This window comes from Microbacterium sp. JZ70, assembly GCF_053903225.1.
Genome location: NZ_CP096405.1, coordinates 714623 through 734058, shown reverse-complemented (window position 1 = coordinate 734058; position 19436 = coordinate 714623). Strand labels below are relative to the sequence as shown.

Genomic DNA, 19436 nt, shown 5'->3' with positions numbered 1-19436 from the left:
CGCTATGGCCACGGCGGAACCGAAGCGGAGGGTCGGCATCCGTGATGTCGCTGCTGCCGCCGGCGTGTCGCCGACGACGGTCTCCCACGCCTTCAGCGGCGCACGCGCTCTCAACCCCGATACCCGCGCGCGGGTGATCGAGACGGCTGAGCGATTGGGCTACCTGCCGGATGTCCGCGCGCGATCGCTGCGCGGCTCGCGCACGTACACGCTCGGCTTCCTGAGCGACGTCATCGCATCCACGCCGCACGCCGGTCGCATTGTGAGCGGCGCCCAGGCGGCCGCTGCCGAGCACGACAGCGTCCTCGTCGTGCTCGATTCCGATGGGATGGCCGACCGCGAGCGACGTCAGATCCGCACGCTGCTGACGCATCGCGTCGACGGCTTCATCTACGCGCGGATGTTCCACCGATCCGTCGTCGTCCCCGACGAGTTGCGCGACCAGAACGTCGTCCTCGCCGACGCGACGAGCGACGATCCGAGCCTCTCGTCGGTCGTGCCCGATGAGCACGGGATCGGACTCACCGCGACGCGGCACCTCATCGCGGCGGGGCACCGTCGGATCGCCCTCGCCACGATCGGCGGGGACGTGCCCGCTGCGCACGGGCGAGAGGCCGGCTACCGCGCGGCCCTCGCGGAAGCGGGGCTCGCGGCCGACGAGCGGCTCGTCGTCCGCGCGAGCGGCGATCCGGCCGGTGGTTACGAAGCCGGCGTCGCGCTGCTCGCGCGCACACCGCGCCCGACCGCCGTCTTCTGCTTCAACGACGAGATGGCGATGGGCGTGTACCAGGCGGCGGCAGCAGCGGGCATCTCGATCCCGCACGAGCTCTCCGTCGTCGGCGTCGATGACCTGCGGATCATCTCCGCAGGGCTCCGCCCGTCTCTGACGACCATCGCGCTGCCGCATGCCGAGATGGGCCACTGGGCGGCGTCGCGTCTGCTCGCGGCTGTCGAGGGCGACACCGAGCCGGTCCAGGCCCGCCTGGAATGCGCCCTCGTGGAGCGCGGCTCGGTCGCGCCTCCCGCGTGAGCGGGGTGCATCGCCCCGTCGGGTCACGACAGGGCGATGCACCGTGCAGCGATCGGAAGATGCGCACGTCACTTCTCGAGTGACCGCCCGGAGGCTAACACTGTTGCAAACCGATTTGCAACCCGTCTTCTCGCGGAAACCGTCTGCCGCCGCTGCCCGGCAACCCGGGCAGTTGACACACCCTCAGCGCAGTCATAGCGTCTGCCCCGGAAGATCACACGTCACGTTCGAGCGGCCGTCCCACCCATCTGACGAAAGCGAAGATCGTGAGCACACAACGAACCCGGCGCCGCCTTCTGGGCGTCGCCCTGGCGCTGAGCGCACTCAGCGCCACTGTCATCGCGGGGCCGGCGATCGCCGCCCCTGCGGCTACCGCGCTCGATGCGGTGCCCGGTTTCCCCGCTCCCACCGAGCACACGCAGGAGGCATACGACCCGCTGTCGGACTTCACCGCGAAGTGGACGCGTGCGGATGCCATGCAGATCCAGGCGATGTCCGATCCGAACGCCGCTCCCCGGGAGAACTCCCTCCCCGAGGAGTACACGATGCCGACCATCCCGCAGGACTTCCCCGACATGAGCAACGAGCAGGTCTGGGTGTGGGACACCTGGCCGCTCACCGACGAGAAGGCGAACCAGTACCGCGTGAACGGCTGGGAGATCATCTTCTCCCTCGTCGCCGACCGCAGCCTCGGCTTCGACGCACGCCACCAGTACGCCCGCATCGGCTACTTCTACCGCCCGGCCGGCGTCCCGTCCGAGGAGCGCCCCGAGAACGGCGGCTGGACCTACGGCGGCCTCGTGTTCGACGAGGGCGTGACCGGCACGATCTTCGAGGACCAGTCCTACAGCCACCAGACCCAGTGGTCCGGTTCCGCCCGGGTGTACCCGAACGGCGAGATCAAGCTCTTCTTCACCGACGTGGCGTTCTACCGCGACGAGAACGGGCAGGACATCAAGCCCTACGACCCGCGCATCGCCCTCTCGGTCGGGCACGTGCACGCCAACAAGAACGGCGTCAAGCTCACGGGCTTCGACAAGGTCCACGACCTGCTCCAGGCCGACGGCGAGTACTACCAGACCGCCGAGCAGAACCCGTTCTTCAACTTCCGCGACCCGTTCACGTTCGAGGACCCCGCCCACCCCGGCGAGACCTTCATGGTCTTCGAGGGCAACACCGCCATGCCCCGTGACGAGGCCTACTGCACCGAGGAGGACCTCGGCTACCGCGAAGGCGACCCCTACGCGGAGACCGTCGAAGAGGTCAACGCCTCGGGCGCGACTTACCAGATCGGCAACGTCGGACTGGCCCGCGCGACGAACAAGGACCTCACCGAGTGGGAGTTCCTCCCGCCCATCCTCTCCGCGAACTGCGTCACGGACCAGACCGAGCGCCCGCAGATCTACATGCAGGACGGCAAGTACTACCTCTTCACGATCAGCCACCGATCGACTTTCGCAGCCGGCATCGACGGCCCGGAAGGCGTCTACGGCTTCGTCGGCGACGGCATCCGCAGCGACTACCAGCCCCTCAACCGCGGCTCCGGCCTCGCCCTCGGAAGCCCGTCGAACCTGAACTACTGGGCAGGGTTCCCGTTCGACCCGGACTACAACCAGCACCCCGGCCAGTTCCAGGCGTACTCGCACTACGTCATGCCCAACGGCCTCGTGCAGTCGTTCATCGACACGATCGGCACCAAGGACGACTTCCGCCGCGGCGGAACCCTCGGCCCCACGGTGCGGCTGGAGATCTCCGGCGACACCGCCGTCGTCGACCGCTCCTACGGGGATGACGGCCTCGGCGGCTACGCCGACATCCCGGCCAACCTCGAACTGAAGCCCAAGAAGAACCGCTGACGCGGTGCCGAGTGTGGCGTCTCTCGTCAGCGCGTGCTGGAGAGAGACGCCACACTCACGTCCTCGACGATGACGTCACCGCCGACGGACTCGACGGCGATCGCTCGCGCCGCGGGATCGAGGAAGACCAGCCCCGTGAGCGACGCGATCCCGCCCTCCGCGAAGGCTTCGATGGAGATCGCGTCGACGACGACGTCGAACTCGACCCGCCCGTCGGCGAGCGGCGCCCGCGCGGTGCGCACAGCCCCGTACTGCTCGGGCATCGCGTCCGCAGCGAGGTCCGCGTCGCGGGCGAGGAAGACGGCTCCCTGGGCGAAGTCCGCGCCGACCGTCGCGAACGCGCTCTCGTCGCCGACCCGCACCCGGACCTCGTCCGCAGGATCGCGAGGGTCCTGGGCGATCGTCATCCGCAGCCGGAACGCGCCCTCCGTCGGCTGCGGGATCCCGTCGACCGCGGTCTCGCCTTCGACGATCCGGATGCCGGATGCCGAGATCGGCGCGCCCTCGAGGGCGCCGATCGCGTCGATGGGCTCCGACGTGAGAGCAAGGCGCCGGTCCTGTTCGCGAAGGCGGAGCTCGCGCACGATCGAGAGCGCTCCGCCCTGCCACCCTGCGGTCGGCAGCGATCCGGCGTACGCCCAGTTGTTCATCCATCCGAGCGCATACCGCCGCATGCTCGCGGCGCCGTCGCGCGGATCGCTCCACGTCACGCCCGCATAGAAATCGGCGCCGCCGTCCAGCCAGAGCGGGTCATCCTCGTCGGGGGCGAACACCTCGCCGTCGAATGAGCCCGTCCAGTACGCGTACCCGGTCGTGCGCCCGTGCGCCTCGCCGTTGGCGCTCACACCGAGCACCCAGTGCCGCGACCCGTCCTCGGCCGTCATCTCGAAGAGGTCCGGACACTCGAGCACGCCGAGATCGTCGCGCTCGAACCCCGAGCGATAGGTCCACTCCTTCAGGTCAGGCGAGGTGTAGAAGCCGATCTTGTCGCCTTCAGCCAGGAGCATCAGCCAGCGCCCGCGCTGCTCGTCCCAGATCACCTTGGGATCCCGCCAGGCGTCGACCCCCGGGTTGTCCATCACCGGATTGCCGTCGTACGACGCGAAGCTGGCACCGCCGTCGGTCGAGAAGAAGAGCGACTGCCGCTGGACGCCGTCGTCCTGCTGCGTGACGAGCGCAATGAGCGCGCCCGCCCCGAAGCCCGCTGTGCCGTGCTCGTCGACGACGACGCTGCCGGTCCAGATGTCGCCGAGGCCGTTCCGGTACTTCTCGATCGCGACGCCCTCGTCGCGCCAGTGCACCAGGTCGGTCGAGCTCACGTGGTACCAGGCCGTGCCGTTTCCGTGCGGGTGGTCGGCGTTGTAGAGGTAGTAGAGGTGCCAGCGACCGTCGACGAAGACGGGCCGCTGAGGGTCGTTCATCCAGTGCGCCGACGGGGTGAGGTGGATGCTCGGACGACCCTCGGCCGTCGCGGTGGGCGACCCAGACGACCCGGGTGCGGATCGGCCATCGTCGCGGGGCCAGGCCCACACGAGAGCGACGACGACAGCCAGGACGATGGAGAACGCGGCCAGCACGGCGAGGCGCGTGCGAGCGCGGCGGGAGGTCATGAGGACTCCTTGGGGTGCACCGCCTCCCCGCCGATGGGCGACGGAGACGGTGCACCATCGCGGACAACAGGGGTGGAAGTTCAGCACGCCACATCCGAGTGACGCCTCCACCGTATGGCGTTACAAACCGTTTTGCAATCAGTGGATTCCCAGGAAACCGCCTTCCGCCGCGCGATGACGCGGCGGAATCGGCAGCCGATCTCCGCGTGATGACCCGATGCGTTTGACACGGCTCTCAGCGCGCGCATAGCTTGCCCACCGGAAGATCACACCCTGCGTTCGAGCGACTTTCCTGTCTCCCCACGAAAGCGAAGAACGTGACCATCACACGCACTCGACGGCGCCTGCTCGGCGCCGCTGTCGCGATCGGCGCCCTCGGCGCCTCCCTCCTGGCCACCCCGGCCATCGCCGCCTCGGATGCGGTGCCCGGTTTCCCCGCTCCCACCGAGCACACGCAGGAGGCATACGACCCGCTGTCGGACTTCACCGCGAAGTGGACGCGTGCGGATGCCATGCAGATCCAGGCGATGTCCGATCCGAACGCCGCTCCCCGGGAGAACTCCCTCCCCGAGGAGTACACGATGCCGACCATCCCGCAGGACTTCCCCGACATGAGCAACGAGCAGGTCTGGGTGTGGGACACCTGGCCGCTCACCGACGAGAAGGCGAACCAGTACCGCGTGAACGGCTGGGAGATCATCTTCTCCCTCGTCGCCGACCGCAGCCTCGGCTTCGACGAGCGCCACCACTACGCCAAGATCGGCTACTTCTACCGCCCGGCCGGCACCGCTCCGGGCAACGAGGGCGGCGAGTACGCCGAGAACGGCGGCTGGACCTACGGCGGCCTCGTGTTCGACGAGGGCGTGACCGGCACGATCTTCGAGGACCAGTCCTACAGCCACCAGACCCAGTGGTCCGGTTCCGCCCGGGTGTACCCGAACGGCGAGATCAAGCTCTTCTTCACCGACGTGGCGTTCTACCGCGACGAGAACGGGCAGGACATCAAGCCCTACGACCCGCGCATCGCCCTCTCGGTCGGGCACGTGCACGCCAACAAGAACGGCGTCAAGCTCACGGGCTTCGACAAGGTCCACGACCTGCTCCAGGCCGACGGCGAGTACTACCAGACCGCCGAGCAGAACCCGTTCTTCAACTTCCGCGACCCGTTCACGTTCGAGGACCCCGCCCACCCCGGCGAGACCTTCATGGTCTTCGAGGGCAACACCGCCATGCCCCGTGACGAGGCCTACTGCACCGAGGAGGACCTCGGCTACCGCGAAGGCGACCCCTACGCCGAGACCGTCGAAGAGGTCAACGCCTCGGGCGCGACCTACCAGATCGGCAACGTCGGACTGGCCCGCGCGACGAACAAGGACCTCACCGAGTGGGAGTTCCTCCCGCCCATCCTCTCCGCGAACTGCGTCACGGACCAGACCGAGCGCCCGCAGATCTACATGCAGGACGGCAAGTACTACCTCTTCACGATCAGCCACCGCCACACGTATGCCGCAGGCCTCGACGGCCCCGAGGGCGTGTACGGCTTCGTCGGCAACGGCATCCGCAGCGACTACCAGCCCCTCAACCGCGGTTCGGGACTCGCGCTGGCCAGCCCGTCGAACCTGAACTACGCGGTGGGACACCCCTTCGACCCGGACTACAACCAGCACCCCGGCCAGTTCCAGGCGTACTCGCACTACGTCATGCCCAACGGCCTCGTGCAGTCGTTCATCGACACGATCGGCACCAAGGACAACTTCCGCCGCGGCGGAACCCTCGGCCCCACCGTCCGCATCGAGATCGACGGCGACACCGCAACGGTCGACCGCACGTACGGCGACAACGGCCTCGGCGGCTACGCCGACATCCCCTCCAACCTCGAGCTCAAGCCCCAGAACAGCCGCTGAGCCGCAGCACACGAGGGCCCTCCGCGCACGCGCGTGGAGGGCCCTCCCTCATCTCGCTAGGCGACTTCGCCGCGTCGCGGCGGGTCCGCGCCCGGGCGTGAGACCGTGACGGCTGCAGCCCGCGCGGCCCAGTCGAGGATCGACGCGAGCTGCGCCGAGTCCGCCGCGCGCAGCGCATCGCGCGCGGTGCCGTCTACCCACCCTGCGGAGATGAGGCCGTCGATCAGAGCGCCCATGAACGTGTCCCCCGCACCGACCGTGTCGACGACCGAGACGCGGCGCCCTGGCACCTCCAGCTCCCCGCAGTCGGCGACAGCGAACGCACCCTTCGCCCCCTCCGTCACGATGACGACGGCCGGCCCGGAAGCCTGCCAGGCGCGTGCAGCGTCGCGAGGGTCGAATCCGGGATAGAGCCAGTGCAGATCCTCGTCACTCGCCTTGACGACGTCCGCCTGGGCGACGAGGGACTCGACCCTCCGCCGGGTGTCGGCCCCATCCGACACGAGGGCGGGGCGGATGTTCGGGTCGTACGTGACGAGCGCTCCGGGTCGCCCCGCTTCCACGATGCGCAGGACCTCGTCCGCTCCCGGCTCGAGCAGGCCGGCGATCGAGCCGACGTGGATGACGTCCGCATCTTCGGTCGTCGCCCCGGAGAGCGACCAGGCGATGTCGAAGACGTACGTGGCCGCTCCCGTCCCATCGAGCTCGGCCGTCGCGGTCGCCGTCCGCGGGATCTCAGCGTGCGCGACATCGACGCCCGATTCGGCGAGCCAGTCGCGCAGCACCCCGCCGTGGCCATCCGCCCCGAGCGCCGTCAGGAGACGCGGCGAACGTCCGAGGCGCCCGAGCGTGATCGCCACATTGGCGGGACTGCCACCGGGGATCTCCTCGATGCGCCCGTCCGCGCGGCGCACGATGTCGATGAGCGCCTCGCCGACGACGAGGATCCGCCGCGCCGTCACGTGCGCCATCCGTCGACCGACGCCGGCTCGAGGAAGCGCAGCGCGCTGCCGCCGCCCGTGACGTGGTCGGCCAGCTCGGCGTTGAACGCGCTGCCGGCGTCGCCCCCGAGGTGCGCGTCGAACGCCGCGCGATCGCGGTACACCTCGAAGACGAAGAACTGCTCGGGCGCCTCGGCCCTCCGGTACACGTCGAACACGACGTTCCCGGACTCTGCGCGCACGACGCTCGCGTACGCGGTGATCAGCTGCGCGACATGATCCTCGGAGCCGGGTCGGGCGGTGAACTCGGCATGCAGGACGACCGGTTCGCTCATTCGGTGGCCGCTCCCGTCATGATCGCAACGGCGTCGGTCATGGAGTGCGACTGCGGCGTGATCGTCGCGGCCCGCTTGCCGAGACGCTGGATGTGGATGCGGTCGGCCACCTGGAAGACGTGCGGCATGTTGTGCGAGATGAGGATGACCGGCACGCCGTTGTCGCGCAGCCGCGTGATGAGCTCGAGCACCATATTCGACTCGCGGACCCCGAGCGCGGCCGTCGGCTCGTCCAGGATGACGACCTTCGAGCCGAAGGCCGCGGCGCGCGCGACAGCCACAGCCTGACGCTGGCCCCCGGATAGGTTCTCGACGGCGACGGTGACGTCCTGGAGCGTGGAGATGCCCAGGCGCTGCACTTCATCGCGGGCATCCTTGCGCATCCCCGCGGTGTCGAGCATGCGGAAGACCGAGCCCAGCACACCGGGCTTGCGCCGTTCGCGCCCCAGGAACAGGTTCGAGGCGACGTCCAGCGCGGGCGACACGGCGAGGTTCTGGTACACGGTTTCGATGCCCGCCGCGCGCGCGTCCTGCGGACGCTTGAAGTGCACGGGGGAGCCGTCGAGGAGGAGCTCGCCCTCGTCGGGGATGTAGGCGCCCGTGAGGCACTTGATGAGCGTGGACTTGCCGGCGCCGTTGTCGCCGATGACAGCGAGCACCTCGCCCGCGTGGAGCTGGAGGCTCACGCCGTCCAGGCCGACCACGCGGCCGAAGGTCTTCACGAGCCGGCGTGCTTCCAGCACCGGGGCGCGCCCCGAGGCCACGGCCGCCGCGGCGGCGCTCTCTGAAGGGATCACTTGCGCACCTTCCTGATCCACTGGTCGACGGAGACGGCGACGATGACGAGGATGCCGATCGCGAGCGTCTGGTAGAGCCCGTCCACACCGGCGAGGAAGAGGCCGTTGCGGAAGACGCCGACGATGATCGCGCCGAGCAGCGAGCCCCAGATGACGCCGCGCCCGCCGAACAGCGACGTGCCGCCGATCACGACCGCCGTGATGGAGTCGAGGTTGAGATCCGCGCCGGCGTTGGGGCTGGCAGCGCCGGACCGTCCGATCTGGATCCAGGCGGCGATCGCGAGCACGGCTCCCGCCGCGACGTAGACGCTCATCAGCACGCGGCTCGTGGAGATGCCCGCGAGGCGCGCCGCCTCGGCGTCGTCGCCCACGGCGTAGACGTGACGCCCCCAGGCGGTTCGGCCGAGGATGAACGCGACGCCCGCGTACAGCGCGAGCATGATGATCGCCCCGACGGTCAGCCGGACGTCTCCGACCGGAATGGCCGTAGCAGTCCAGGTCATGAGGTCGGGCATGTCGGTGCGCCTCACGGTCTGCCCGCCGCTGTACAGCAGGCTCAGCGCGAGGAACGCGTTGAACGTCCCGAGCGTGGCGATGAACGGCGGCAGCTTCAGCCGCGTCACGAGCAGTCCGTTGATCGCACCGGCAACGAGAGCCACGACGAGGCCCACGACGAGCGCGAGAGGCGCCGGAAGCCCCGCGTCGGCGGCGGTCTGCGCGGCGACCATGGACGCGAGGATCATCGCCGCGCCGACCGAGAGGTCGATGCCGGCGGTGAGGATGATCAGCGTCTGCGCGACGGCGACGGTGCCGACGACCGAGACCTGGTCGAGCACGAGGGACAGGTTCGCGGGAGCGAAGAATCGCGGGTTGATGCTGCCGAAGACGATGACCGCGAGGACGAGCACCACCGCGGGACTGATCACGGGGTACCGGTGCAGCAGGCCGCGAAGGCGGTCGACGGGCGTCCGACGATCGAGGAACTCGGCTGCGAGGTCGAGGGCGCTGGTCGGCGGTGAGATGTTCTGAGTCACGGGATCTCCAGGGATAGGGATGGCGTGGACGAGGAGAGGGGGCGGGGAGGACGCGCCGCCCCGCCACCTCCGCCTATTCGGCGCCCCAGCAGAGGTCCGCGCCCTCGGCGGTGTCGATCGAGTCGACGCCGTCCACGGGCGTGTCGGTCACGAGCGCGACGCCTGTGTTGTAGAAGTCCAGGCCCTCGCTGACCTCGGGGGTCTCGCCCGTCTCTGCGAGCTGCGCGATCGCCTCGACGCCGAGCTCCGCCATCTTGACGGGGTACTGCTGGCTCGTGGCGTCGATGATGCCGTCCGCGACCTGGCCGACGCCGGCGCATCCGCCGTCCACCGAGACGATGATGACGTCCTCGGGGCTCTTTCCCGCTGCCTCGAGCGCCTGATATGCGCCGTAGGCCGCGGGCTCGTTGATCGTGTAGACGACGTTGATGTCGGGGTTCTTCGCGAGGAGGTTCTCCATCGCCGCGCGTCCGCCGTCCTCGGCGCCCTGCGACGCCTCGTTGCCCACGATCGTGTATGAGCCGCCCGAGTACTCGCCGCTCGCGGCCTCGTCGCCGTTGACGGCCGGATCGCCGAGATCGACGCCGAGCCCGTCGAGGAAGCCCTGGTCGCGGCTGTAGTCCACCGTGACGACCTTGTCGTCGAAGAGATCGATCATGCCGATCACGGCGTCCTCCCCGCCGAGCGCGCCGGCCGTCCACTGGCCGATCAGCTGTCCCGCGAGGAAGTTGTCCGTGGCGAAGGTGATGTCGACCGCGTCGGCCGGCTCGGGCACGGTGTCGAGGGCGATGACGTAGAGCCCGGCGTCGCGCGCCTTCTGGATCGCGTCGAGGACGGAGGGACCGTTCGGGGTGATGAGGATGCCCTGGTCGCCCTTCGAGATCGCGGCCTCGATGGCCTGGATCTGGGTGTCCTCGTCGCCATCCTCCTTGCCGGCGGCGACCGTGAGGCTCACGCCGTGTTCTTCTGCCGCAGCGCGGGCGCCCTCCTCCATCGCGATGAAGAACGGGTTCGAGTTCGTCTTCACGATGAGCGAGACGCCGATCGCCTCTGGGTCGCCACTCGACGCGGAACCGGCACAGCCGGAGAGCGCGAGCGCGGCGGTCGTCGCGAGGCCGACCGCGATGAGGGAGCGGGACCGGATGCTGTGCTTCGTCATTGAGACCTCCAGGTGATGACAACGATGTCAGTGACGTTTGTATCCGAGGGCTCGGATAGAGTCAAGGGGACAAACCGTCGCCGAGATGAGAATGTGACATCGATGTCAGATTTGGCAGAAGACCACGCCCGCAGACCCCGGGCGACCATGAAGCACGTGGCGGCGCTCGCGGGTGTCGGGATCAAGACCGTCTCGCGCGTGGTCAACGGCGAGCCGAACGTCGCTGCGGCGACGGCGGCGAAGGTCTGGGACGCGGTGCGCACGCTGGACTACCACGTGGACCTCCAGGCCGGCAGCCTGCGCAGGGCCGACGGACGCACGCGGACGATCGGGCTCCTGGTCGGAAGCGTCGACAACCCGTTCGCGGGCGCCGTGCACCGCGCGGTCGAGGACGCGGCCTCTCCCCGCGGCGTGGCCGTGCTCGCCGCGAGCATGGACGACGACCCGCACCGCGAGGACCTTGCGGTGCGGACCTTCCTGCAGCGCCGAGTGGACGGACTCATCCTCACGACGGCCCAGGCGCGCCCCGCCTACCTCGAGACGCTCCGCGCGCGGGGCATCCCGGCTGTGTTCGTCGACCGCGACCCGCTCGCCGAGGTCGACCAGGTCGCGAGCGACAACCGCGACGGGGCAGCCGCAGCCACGGCCCACCTGATCCGGCACGGGCACCGCCGCATCGCCCTTCTCGCCGATCGGCTTGACATCGAGACCGCACGGATGCGCCAAGCGGGATTCTTCGACGCGCTCGGGGCGGCGGGCGTCCCGACCGCCCTCGCGCCGACCGTCACCGAGCTGCACACCCCCGAGCAGGCGCGCGCGGCGCTCGCCGAGCTCCTCGCGCTCGAGACGCCGCCCACCGCCGTGTTCAGCAGCCAGAACCTTGTCACCGTCGGCGCACTCCACGCCCTGCGCGAGGCTGGTCTCCAGCATCGGGTCGCGCTCGTCGGGTTCGATGACCTGCCCCTCGCGGACCTCCTCGATCCGGGCATCACCGTCGCAGCGCAGGACCCGCAGGAGATCGGTCGCCGCGCTGTCGAGCTGCTCTTCGCGCGGCTCGAAGGCGAGGACGCCTCCGCCCGCCGGATCGTCGTGCAGACGAGCCTCATCCCACGCGGGAGTGGCGAGATCGCCGCTCCCGCGTGAGCGGGGTGCCCCGGGGACGAGCCCCGGGACACCCCGACTCACCCCGCGACGCCGACGCGGACTGCGCCGCCGTCGACGACGCCGACCGAGTTCTCGAGCTCGACGCGGTACTCGTGCGCGCCCGGCGAGGCGCCGCTGACCAGGAACTCGACGACGCGATCGCTCGCGACGGCGCGGTGGACGCGGCCGATGACGCGTCCGTCCTCGAGCAGCCGGACGACCGTCGTGGGCTGCCCCTTGCCGACCTTCACCTTGATCGAGAAGTCGCCATCGGCATCCGGTCCACGCCTCGGGCCGGTGAGGGCGCTCACCTCGGCGGCCGGGGGCGTCGCGGTCGCGTCGTCCGCGCCGGCCTCCTTCCACATCGCCCCGTGCATCGGCGTGATCGTGAGGGACTCGACCATCGCGCCGTCTCCCTCAGCCCAGAGCGCCAGGCGGTCCGCGCCCTCGTTCGGGAACACCTGGTCGGTGATCGAGATCTCGCCGTCGGCTGTGAGGACCTCGACGCTCGCGCGGTCGACGTAGGCCGTGATCGCGACCCGGCCGTCTTCCAGCGCGACGGGGGCGTCGTCGAGGGACGGGAACGCGGGGTGGAACGCCACGTCGCCCGAGTCGCGCCGGTCGACGAAGAGGCGCCCGTCCGCGTAGCCGATCCGAGTCGCGCTCTCGTCGTCTCCGAGGACGCTGAGTCCGACGGCGTCGGCACCGCCGGTTGCGAGCACGGCGTCGATCCTCAGCACGTCGCCCTCGACGGGGAGCGTCGCCGCGCCGTCGGCGATCGGTCCGGCCGGTGCGTTCCACGCGCGGTCCGACTGCTCGAGCTGCGCGAACTCGGGTACGACGTGCTGGACGAGACGCGGCCCCTCGGGAGTGGACGCGAGCTCGACCTCGCGAGGCAGCGCCATAGCGCTGCGCCATGAGCCGGTCGGGATGTCGTTCGCGTAGTCCCAGTTGTTCATCCACCCCAGGAGCACGCGACGCCCGTCCGGCGCGCCGTTGAACGACACGGTCGCGTACGCGTCACGCCCCCAGTCGAGCCAGTCGTAGGACTCGATGCGGGGGGCAGCCGCCTCCGGTCCGAACATGATCTGGTCGACGAGGATGTGCCCCCAGCCGAACCGGTTGTTGTCGACGATGCGGATGGTCGCCTCGCGCCCGAGGTACTCCTCGACGTCCCAGCTCACCCAGTCGAGGGTCTCGCTGTTCGCTCCGGTCGCGGTCCGCACCACCTCGCCGTCGACGACGAGACTCACGCTTGTCTCCTCGGAGCGCGGCTGCGCGGGCTCCGCACCCAGCACGAGGTGATCGACCGTGAGGTGTCCCCACCCGCCTGTCGCGTCGTCATGCACCTGGAAGCGCGCTTCGCTCCCGGCGAACTCCGACACATCCCAGGACTGCCAGTTGAGCTGGCCGGCCTCCGGCCCGGTCGCGGTGCGGACGACCTGCCCGTCCACGATCAGGCGCACCTCGAGGGTCCCGTTCGCACGCTTGCCACCGCCGATGAGGAACGACAGGTGGTCCTCGCCGGGCTCGATCGCGAAGGCGGGCGACGTGAGGTCGCCGAGGTTCTCGTCGCCCTTCGGCCCACCCTCCCACGTATTCAGACGCTTGGCTCCCAGATAGTAGTCCCCACCTGTGGTCGACGGGTTGCGCGACGGATCCGTCGCGAAGTCGCCCGTGAGCTCCCATCCGGCGTCGGCGAGGTCCGTGCCGTCGGGCAGCTCGAAGCCATCGAAGAGAAGGCGACCCTCGGGCGGTTCGTTGCCGAGCTGGGTGCCGTCCACACGCGGATGGCGCCCGCCTCCCACGAGGAGGTTGACGTGCGACTCCGACACCGTGAACGGCGGCGACTCCATCGAGCCGACCGGCCCGTCGCCGCCGACGAAGCCGTTGACCAGACCACTGCCGACGAAGCCGGTCACGGGGTTCTGGCCGTCCAGCGTGCCGGGCGCGGGAGCCGCGCCCCACGGACCGGTGCCCCCTTGCTCGTTCATGACCGTCCAGCCGTCGTAGCCCCCGCCGTCGAACCCCGCGAACAGCTCCCCTTGCGGCAGAGTATCGCCCGCGACGGTGCTCTCGGAGGTGAAGGTCGTGCCATCGAACTCGCCGACGAAATACTGGCCACCCGACCCGCCGGCTGGTGCGCCCGGGTTGAGGTTCACGACGAGAACCCACTTGGTGTTCGCGGGATCGCCGTCGACCGGAAGCGGGAAGAGGTCAGGGCACTCCCAGATGCCGCCGACCGCGTTCGCCGGGCCGAAGTCGCTGAGATGCGTCCACGTGCGGAGGTCATCGCTGCGGTACAGCACGACCTTGTGATCGAGCGCCTCCACGGCGACCATCACCCAGTACGTCTCACCCGATTCGGGATCGGTGTACGGGATGACCTTCGGGTCGCGGAAGTTCTGCGAGCCGCGGTCGAGCACGGGATTCCCCTCGTACTTCGTCCACGTCCGGCCGTGGTCGAGGCTGTACGCGAGCGACTGCGCCTGGATGCCGGGATGGGTCGAGTGGTGCGGGGTGTACGCGCTCGTGTAGATCGCCACGAGCGGAGGGTTCTCGTTCGTCCCGAAGCCGCTCGTATTCGCCTCGTCGTAGACCACGGAGCCCGAGAAGATCTGCTCGATCTCGGTGCCGCTCTCGTCGAAGCCGCGGGGGATCGCGAGCGGCTGCTCCTCCCAGTGCACGAGATCCGTGCTCGTCGCGTGCCCCCAGCTCATGTTGCCCCAGCGCGTGCCATGAGGGTTGTGCTGGAAGAACAGGTGCCACGTGCCGTTCTCGAAGACGAGTCCGTTCGGGTCGTTCATCCAGTTGCGCTCGGGCGTGAAGTGCAGGTACGGCCGGTGCTGCTCGGTCTCGGGCGGTGGTGGCTCGTCCGCGCCCCATGCGGGCGATGCCGCGAGGGAGCATCCGAGAGCAGTGGCGGCCGCGATCGCGGCCAGGCGCAGGAGTCGTCTCTTCGTCATGGGATCGTGTTCGCCCTTCGTCGCGCGGGGGTTGACATCGTTGTCAACGCCTGGAGCGAGACGCTACGCATTGTCCGCCGGACATTGCAAGGTCTTACCCGCGCGCGTCGGCGAAGGCTGGGATGGACGCATGCATCGCATCGCCTCGCTCACCGGCACGGTCCTGAAGGCGCTCTTCTCGGGACTCGTGCGCCTGCGCCATCCGCGCCCCGTGCATCCGCATGGCGTCGCGCTCACGGGCGAGATGCGATGGCTCGGCCGGAGCGGCTCGGGGATCGCCTGGGTCGACGAGCCTCCGGACGGCCCGCAGCGCGTGTCGGCCCGAGCATCGCGCTCGATCGGCGTGCCCGCGCCGCTGCCCGACGTGATCGGCCTTGCGGTCCGTGTGCACGATGAACGCGGCCCCGTGCACCTCGCGCTCGCGTCGACGGGGCGTGGGCCCGTCTCCCGCTGGCTTCTCACGGCGCACCGGTCGCCCTCGGCGGCATGGCTGAGCACCTTCCTCCCCTACACGGGCTCCCGGGGCTCTCTGCTGCTCGCCGCGCGGCCGCTCGCGCCGAGCGATCTGCCGAGCGAGCCATCCGCCCTGGCCGCCGCCCTGCGCGAGACGCCCTGGCGCCTGCGCCTGCACGTCGCCACCCCGACCGGACGCTGGCATCCCTTCGCCGAGCTCACCCTCCGGCACGAGACCGGCGCGCTCGACACGTCAGAGCGCATCGACGTGGGCGCGCATGTTCCGCCGGGCGCGACGGTGGCGTCGTGGATCCACGCGATCCGCGACCCGTCGTACCGCGAGGTCCAGGCACGGACGTCCGGGGAGCCGAGCGGTCGGCCTCAGCCGGACGGGTGACCCGCCCTCCTCAGAGCTCCTCGTCGAGGCCCAGCTCGTGCGCGACCTCGACGGCCCGCCGCCGCGCATCCCCCTCGAGCGCGCGGAGCGGTCGCGGCAGCGGGTCATCCGCCGTGAGACCGAGATGACCCGCGAGCGCTGCGACGACGCGCAGGCTCCCGTGCGTGCGGAAGAGCTGCCACAGCGGCTCGAGGCGCTCGGATGCCACCGCCGCGGCGGTGTGATCGCCCCGGCCGGCCGGCTCGGCGATCGCCATCGCGGCCCGCGGGAAGAGGCCGCCCACCACCGAGTACCAGACGGCGCAGCCGGCGGCGAGGCCCGCGGCGGCGAGCGGGTCGACCGAGATGCCGACGCTCACGCTCTCCGGGATGCGCCCCCGCAGAGCCCCGACGCGCTCCCGGGCAGCGAGCGGCTCGGCGGGCACGCCGGGGATCTTGATCGAGGCGATGTGGGGCAGCGCCGCCACACGCTCGAGGAGATCGTCAGTGAAGGCGAAACCCGTCGTCGTCGGGTTGTCGTAGACGACCACGGGCACCGACACCTCGGCCGTCAGCGCCTCGAAGAGGGCGAAGACCTCGTCGTGGGTCAGAGGCTGGTAGCTCAGCGCGGGCAGAAGCAGACCCGCCGCTCCCGCCTCCTGCGCGTCGGCGGCGAGCGCGCGCACCTCGCTCGCCCGCAGCGCGCCGATCCCGACGAGCACGGGCTTCTCGCCCGCGCTCTCGACCGCGATGCGCACCGCCTCTGCACGCTCGGCGCGCGACAGGTACGGAGCGCAGCCCGTCGAGCCGAGCGCGGTGATCGTGTCGACCTCGCTGCGCGCCAGGCGCTCCACGAGGCCCGCGTACGCGTCACGATCGAGCGCGTCGTCGCGCAGCGGCGTGAGCGGGAACGCGCTCACACCCGTGAATGCCGCAGAGGTCATAGGTGCACCATAGTGCACTGGCGGGGCGGGTGCCAGCGTCAGCGGGCGCCCGCGGCGCGGGCCAGACGTGCGGCCGCCCGGACGCCGTCGCGCCACGGCTCGCCGTGGCCGGGCAGCATCAGCGGCGCCTCGACCTGCGCGAGCGCGTCGAGCGAGGCGAGCGCAGCCCTGCTGTCGGCCGTCGCGGCGTTCGCGACGAGGCGCGGCCCGGTCTCGGCCGTGTACGGGTCGAGCGTGACGATCGCGTCGCCCGAGAAGAGGATCCCGATGTCGTCGAAGAGAAGCGCGCAGTGCCCGTCGGTGTGGCCCGGCGTCCACAGCGGCACGGGCGATCCCGGCACATCGAGCGGATGGCCGTTCGCGAGGGACGCGCGAGCGGTCACGCCGCGCACGCCGAGCGCTCCGTGCAGGACCATGTCGCCGAGCACGGGGAGCGCCTTCGGATACCGGGCGAGGTACGGCGGCCGGGCGCGCTCGGGGCGGTAGAGGTACGGATGGCGCGCGAGTCGTCGATCCCGCGCGTGGACGTGCACGGCGGTCTCGTGCGCGCGCTGCAGCCGCCGGGCGATCCCGACGTGATCGAAATGGCCGTGCGTGAGCACCACGGCGTCGATGTCGGCCGGTGTCGCGCGGAGGTGGCCGAGCACGTCCCGGAGCGCGCTCCACGTGCCCGGCAGGCCCGCGTCGACGAGGGTCATGCCGTCGGGGCGCACGACGAGATAGCAGTTCACGTGCGCGACATCGAGCCGGTGGACCCCCTCGGCCACCACGCTCCAGGATCTCGATCGATCGCGCATGAGAGCACCCTGCGTCCGCGTCGCCGCGTCCGCCAGGGGCTTGCCGCACGCCGACCCGCGGTGTTAGGGATTGCTCCGACGGGAGGAACCGATGGCAGCATGCGAGCGGCCATGAGACGCCGCATCGACTCGGACACCGTGGTCGTGGTGCTCGGCGCCTCGAGCGGTATCGGCCGCGCTGCTGCGCACGCCTTCGCGCGGCACGGAGCGCGTCTGGTGCTCTGCGCGCGCACGCCGGCCAGCCTCGAGGCCGCCGCGGACGAGTGCCGCAGCCTCGGTGCGGCCGACGTCCTGATCTTCCCCCTCGACGTCGTCGACGAAGACGCGGTCGCCGACATGCTCGCCTCGGTCGAGCGCCGCCTCGGACGCGTGGACGTCTGGGTCGCCGCGAGCTCCCTCTACAGTCTCGGCACGGTCGAGAGCACGCCGAGCGAGGTGACGCGGCGCATCATCGAGGTGAACCTCATCGCGCAGATGGAGGCCGCGCGTGCGGCCATCCCGCTCCTGCGGAGAGCGCACGGCACGATGATCCTCCTCGGCTCGGTCTTCTCCGAGGTGCCCGCCCCGTTCGTCGGCGCGTACGCGGCCAGCAAGCACGGCATCGCCGGCTTCGCGAAGGTCCTGCGCCTGGAGCTGCGCGGCGAGGTCGACGTGTGCACGCTGCTGCCTGCGACGATCGACACCCCCATCCACCAGCACGCCGCGAACGCGACCGGCCGCGCGATCCGCCCCCTCCCTCCGCTCGTCCCCGCGGAGCGCGTCGCGAGCGCGGTCGTCGAGCTCGCCATCCGCCCGCGCCGACGTCGCGTCGTCGGCTGGACGCAGGGAGCCGCGGTCTACCTGCGCCCTCTGTGCCCGGGGCTCGTCGACGCGTTCATGTCGGCGTACATGCGCCGTGTCGGCGTGGGCAGGATGGCCGCCTCTCCCTCCGAGGGGAACCTGTTCCACGCCGACCCCGGCTCGAACGCCCTGAGCGGCGGATGGCGGCGGTCGCGTGCACGTGAGGAGAAGCGGACCGCTCGTCAACCCCATTAAATCCACGCGGGAGCAGAACATAGCCTCGGGTCCACGAAGAGAGCACTCCATCATGCGACCAGCCGAGGCACACATGCGCACAGCACTGACCGGAGAGATCGACGTCGAGGCCCCTCCCGGGGAGGTGTACGCGCGCTGGAGGGACGTCGAGGCGTTCCCCGAGTTCGTCGAACTCGTGGAATCCGTCCGCCGCGTGGACGACATCCGCTCGTTCTGGACGGTGCGTCTCGGGCGGACCCCTCAGACGTTCTACGCCGACATCGTCGACGACGTGCCCGAACGGCGCATCTGCTGGCAGAGCACCGACGGCGCGCTCCACTCCGGACGCGTCGAGTTCGCGCCGCGCGACGGCGGCACCCATGTCGCGCTCGAGACGACCTGGGATGCTCCCGACCCGTTCGCCGCGATCGGCCTGCCGCTCGACTTCGACCACGACCTCGCACAGCGCGACCTCGAGCGCTTCAAGCGCCTCGTCGAGGAGCGCAGCCGCGCCGCCCACTGAGGGCTCACGCGGGGTCGTCCTCGGGCGGGTACCAGACGCGCTCGCCCTCGACGCGCGCGAACGACGTGAGCGTGTGCGGCCGGGACGCGGTCGGGCTCATGATGTCGACGACCTCGATCCCGCGCACGAGCAGCGCGTCGCCCACGAGTGAGCGGTGGCAGCGCCACGGAACCGCCTCGGCGCACATGATCGCGGTCCGCTGCCGCTCCGCGAGGCGGATGAGCTCCTCCACGCCCCGCGCGAACGGCTCGGTCTGCATGTAGTCGGCGTACGCGCGGAAGCTGCGGTTGCGCCAGGCTCCGTTGATCGACTCCTCGCCGACCCGCGTGTAGCGACGCCCGCCGAGGTCCTCAAGGCGCCGGTATGCGATGCCCGCGTCCTCGAGCGCGCGCGGCAGCTCGTCGCGCCCGAACTGCGGATTGCGCCGTGACCCCACGACCGAGCGCACATCGCCCACGAGCTCGATCCCGCTCGCGGCGAGCATCGCGAGGAACTCCTCGATCGGCCGGTTGGAGTGCCCGACCGTGAACATGGTCGTCGTCAGCGGAAGCATCC

At 70.5% G+C, this 19436-nt stretch carries 17 protein-coding genes; 7 read left to right on the top strand and 10 right to left on the bottom strand.

Features of this window, described 5'->3' with window-relative positions; translation table 11 throughout:
- Positions 1 to 4: 4 nt before the first annotated feature.
- The gene (locus tag M1D46_RS03320; RefSeq protein WP_456286611.1) at positions 5 to 1030 is read left to right on the top strand and encodes a LacI family DNA-binding transcriptional regulator; all 1026 of its coding nucleotides are present in this window, start codon (positions 5 to 7) and stop codon (positions 1028 to 1030) included.
- A gap of 263 nt (positions 1031 to 1293) precedes the next feature.
- A complete protein-coding gene (locus tag M1D46_RS03315) occupies positions 1294 to 2886 on the top strand; it encodes a glycoside hydrolase family 68 protein (RefSeq protein WP_456287144.1) in 1593 nt (530 codons plus the stop codon).
- 26 nt (positions 2887 to 2912) lie between these two features.
- Here M1D46_RS03315 and M1D46_RS03310 read toward each other — a convergent pair whose 3' ends face one another.
- A complete protein-coding gene (locus M1D46_RS03310) occupies positions 2913 to 4496 on the bottom strand; it encodes a GH32 C-terminal domain-containing protein (RefSeq protein ID WP_456286610.1) in 1584 nt (527 codons plus the stop codon).
- 317 nt (positions 4497 to 4813) lie between these two features.
- Here M1D46_RS03310 and M1D46_RS03305 point away from each other — a divergent pair, with 317 nt between their 5' ends.
- Entirely contained in the window at positions 4814 to 6400 is a 1587-nt protein-coding gene (locus M1D46_RS03305; protein WP_456286609.1) for a glycoside hydrolase family 68 protein, read from the top strand.
- A 56-nt stretch (positions 6401 to 6456) separates the two neighbouring features.
- Here the strand turns inward: M1D46_RS03305 and M1D46_RS03300 are convergent, their stop codons facing one another.
- The 5 genes from M1D46_RS03300 to M1D46_RS03280 all read right to left on the bottom strand — a co-directional run bounded on the left by M1D46_RS03300 (position 6457) and on the right by M1D46_RS03280 (position 10666).
- The gene (locus M1D46_RS03300) at positions 6457 to 7371 is read right to left on the bottom strand and encodes a carbohydrate kinase family protein (RefSeq protein WP_456286608.1); all 915 of its coding nucleotides are present in this window, start codon (positions 7369 to 7371) and stop codon (positions 6457 to 6459) included.
- A complete protein-coding gene (locus tag M1D46_RS03295; protein ID WP_456286607.1) occupies positions 7359 to 7676 on the bottom strand; it encodes a putative quinol monooxygenase in 318 nt (105 codons plus the stop codon). The genes M1D46_RS03300 and M1D46_RS03295 overlap by 13 nt, the downstream gene beginning before the upstream one ends.
- Positions 7673 to 8470: an ATP-binding cassette domain-containing protein gene (locus tag M1D46_RS03290; protein ID WP_324014932.1), complete on the bottom strand. Its 798-nt coding sequence runs from the start codon at positions 8468 to 8470 to the stop codon at positions 7673 to 7675. The genes M1D46_RS03295 and M1D46_RS03290 overlap by 4 nt, the downstream gene beginning before the upstream one ends.
- On the bottom strand, positions 8470 to 9507 hold the full coding sequence (locus tag M1D46_RS03285) for an ABC transporter permease (RefSeq protein WP_455968992.1): 1038 nt from the start codon (positions 9505 to 9507) through the stop codon (positions 8470 to 8472). The genes M1D46_RS03290 and M1D46_RS03285 overlap by 1 nt, the downstream gene beginning before the upstream one ends.
- A gap of 73 nt (positions 9508 to 9580) precedes the next feature.
- The gene (locus tag M1D46_RS03280; RefSeq protein ID WP_456286606.1) at positions 9581 to 10666 is read right to left on the bottom strand and encodes a substrate-binding domain-containing protein; all 1086 of its coding nucleotides are present in this window, start codon (positions 10664 to 10666) and stop codon (positions 9581 to 9583) included.
- 147 nt (positions 10667 to 10813) lie between these two features.
- On the opposite strand from M1D46_RS03280, the gene M1D46_RS03275 reads away from it, so the two are divergent.
- Positions 10814 to 11809 carry a LacI family DNA-binding transcriptional regulator gene (locus M1D46_RS03275; protein WP_456284341.1) on the top strand — a complete coding sequence of 332 codons (996 nt, stop codon included), beginning with the start codon at positions 10814 to 10816 and terminating at the stop codon, positions 11807 to 11809.
- 38 nt (positions 11810 to 11847) lie between these two features.
- Here M1D46_RS03275 and M1D46_RS03270 read toward each other — a convergent pair whose 3' ends face one another.
- Complete coding sequence (locus M1D46_RS03270) at positions 11848 to 14775, bottom strand: GH32 C-terminal domain-containing protein (protein ID WP_456286604.1); 2928 nt, start codon at positions 14773 to 14775, stop codon at positions 11848 to 11850.
- 130 nt (positions 14776 to 14905) lie between these two features.
- On the opposite strand from M1D46_RS03270, the gene M1D46_RS03265 reads away from it, so the two are divergent.
- Positions 14906 to 15625 (top strand): hypothetical protein, encoded by a 720-nt coding sequence (locus M1D46_RS03265; RefSeq protein WP_456286603.1) that lies wholly within the window; start codon positions 14906 to 14908, stop codon positions 15623 to 15625.
- Between the two features lie 10 nt (positions 15626 to 15635).
- Here M1D46_RS03265 and M1D46_RS03260 read toward each other — a convergent pair whose 3' ends face one another.
- Both M1D46_RS03260 and M1D46_RS03255 read right to left on the bottom strand, forming a co-directional pair.
- Positions 15636 to 16547: a dihydrodipicolinate synthase family protein gene (locus M1D46_RS03260; protein ID WP_456286602.1), complete on the bottom strand. Its 912-nt coding sequence runs from the start codon at positions 16545 to 16547 to the stop codon at positions 15636 to 15638.
- Positions 16548 to 16585: 38 nt separating this feature from the next.
- The gene (locus M1D46_RS03255) at positions 16586 to 17314 is read right to left on the bottom strand and encodes an MBL fold metallo-hydrolase (protein WP_456286601.1); all 729 of its coding nucleotides are present in this window, start codon (positions 17312 to 17314) and stop codon (positions 16586 to 16588) included.
- A 141-nt stretch (positions 17315 to 17455) separates the two neighbouring features.
- On the opposite strand from M1D46_RS03255, the gene M1D46_RS03250 reads away from it, so the two are divergent.
- Complete coding sequence (locus tag M1D46_RS03250) at positions 17456 to 18379, top strand: SDR family NAD(P)-dependent oxidoreductase (protein ID WP_456286600.1); 924 nt, start codon at positions 17456 to 17458, stop codon at positions 18377 to 18379.
- Positions 18380 to 18452: 73 nt separating this feature from the next.
- Positions 18453 to 18881: an SRPBCC family protein gene (locus M1D46_RS03245; protein ID WP_456286599.1), complete on the top strand. Its 429-nt coding sequence runs from the start codon at positions 18453 to 18455 to the stop codon at positions 18879 to 18881.
- Between the two features lie 4 nt (positions 18882 to 18885).
- Here the strand turns inward: M1D46_RS03245 and M1D46_RS03240 are convergent, their stop codons facing one another.
- Positions 18886 to 19434 (bottom strand): DUF488 domain-containing protein, encoded by a 549-nt coding sequence (locus M1D46_RS03240; RefSeq protein ID WP_456286598.1) that lies wholly within the window; start codon positions 19432 to 19434, stop codon positions 18886 to 18888.
- Between the last annotated feature and the right edge of the window lie 2 nt (positions 19435 to 19436).